This is a genomic window from Methylobacterium sp. B1, from assembly GCF_000333255.1.
Taxonomy (GTDB): Bacteria; Pseudomonadota; Alphaproteobacteria; order Rhizobiales; family Beijerinckiaceae; genus Methylobacterium; species Methylobacterium fujisawaense.
In genome coordinates, this window is record NZ_BACT01000359.1 from 1 (window position 1) to 1,263 (window position 1,263).

General features: G+C 73.3%; 1 protein-coding gene and 1 pseudogene. One reads left to right on the top strand and one right to left on the bottom strand.

Annotation, left to right across the window (positions count from 1 at the left end; genetic code table 11):
• The first annotated feature begins 102 nt into the window (after nt 1-102).
• On the top strand, nt 103-828 hold the full coding sequence (gene fliP, locus I53_RS10450) for a flagellar type III secretion system pore protein FliP (protein WP_085987644.1): 726 nt from the start codon (nt 103-105) through the stop codon (nt 826-828).
• 124 nt (nt 829-952) lie between these two features.
• Here fliP and I53_RS34530 read toward each other — a convergent pair.
• Nucleotides 953-1,263 (bottom strand): annotated as a pseudogene (locus I53_RS34530) (hypothetical protein); the annotation flags it as partial.

Sequence of the window (1,263 nt, forward strand, 5' to 3'; positions counted from 1 at the left end):
GCGCCGGGCCGGGGTGCGTCCGGCCACACCCAGCTGCGACAATCCGTGACCCAGAATCGTCCCGTGCCGCCTCGCCCGGCGGCCCTTGTCCCGAAGCCGCGCCTGCGGCTGCTCGCCCTGGCCGGACTGGCCGGCGGTCTGCTCGCCGCCGGCCCCGCCCTCGCGCAGAGCGTCACCCTCGATCTGGGCGCCGGCGGCACCACCGAGCGCGCCCTGCAGCTCGTGGCGCTGATCACCGTCCTGGCGGTGGCCCCGTCGGTGCTGGTCATGGCCACGGCCTTCACCCGCATTGTCGTGGTGCTGTCGATCCTGCGGTCGGCGCTGGGCACCCAGACGGCGCCACCGACCGCGGTGCTGGTCAGCCTAGCGCTGTTCCTGACCGCCTTCGTGATGGCCCCCACGGGCCGCGCGGCCTACAGCGCCGGCATCGAGCCGCTGGTCGCCGGCCGGATCACGCAGGCGCAGGCGTTCGAGCGCGCCTCGGCGCCGTTCAAGACCTTCATGCTGCGCAATGTGCGCGAGAAGGACCTGAAGCTGTTCCTCGACCTCGCCAAAGTGCCGGCCCCGAAGGGCCCGGAGGATGTCGGCCTGGAAATCGTGACCCCGGCCTTCATGATCTCGGAACTGCGCCGTGCCTTCGAGATCGGCTTCCTGCTGTTCATCCCGTTCCTGATCATCGACCTCGTGGTCGCGTCGGTCCTGATGGCCGTCGGCATGATGATGGTCCCACCGGCGACGGTCGCCCTGCCGTTCAAGCTGATCTTCTTCGTGCTGGTCGACGGCTGGACCCTGGTCGCCGGCTCGCTGGTCCAGAGCTACGGCGGATGACGGCAGCCGCGACCGGCCGTCGACGATCCGGGCAAATCCGGACGGCCTCCGCGGCGACACCGCAGGATCGCGCGATGGCGGGGATCGGTGCGCGGAGTCGCCTGACGGGCCGCGCGGCATCGGCCTAGACGCGGCCGGCCTGCGGCCTCTGCCGGGCGATCCCGGTCGACGTGCCGGCGCCCTGCAGGCCGCACAGGATCTCGCGCCGCTCGGCCTTCCGTTCGGGCGTGCAGACGCGACCGTCGTCGGTCGTCAGGAAGGCGTCCGGATCGATCCCGACGGGCCGGCTCACCCGGGCGGCGCGCCGGGCGATCCGGCGCTGCTCTGCTGGCCGCCCGCCCCGCCTGCCTGCGGAGCTTCCTGGGACGCCTCGCCGCTCGCGCCGGGTGCGTCCGGCCCGCCGCGCGCGGGTGTGGCGGCGTCCGGGTAGCGCTT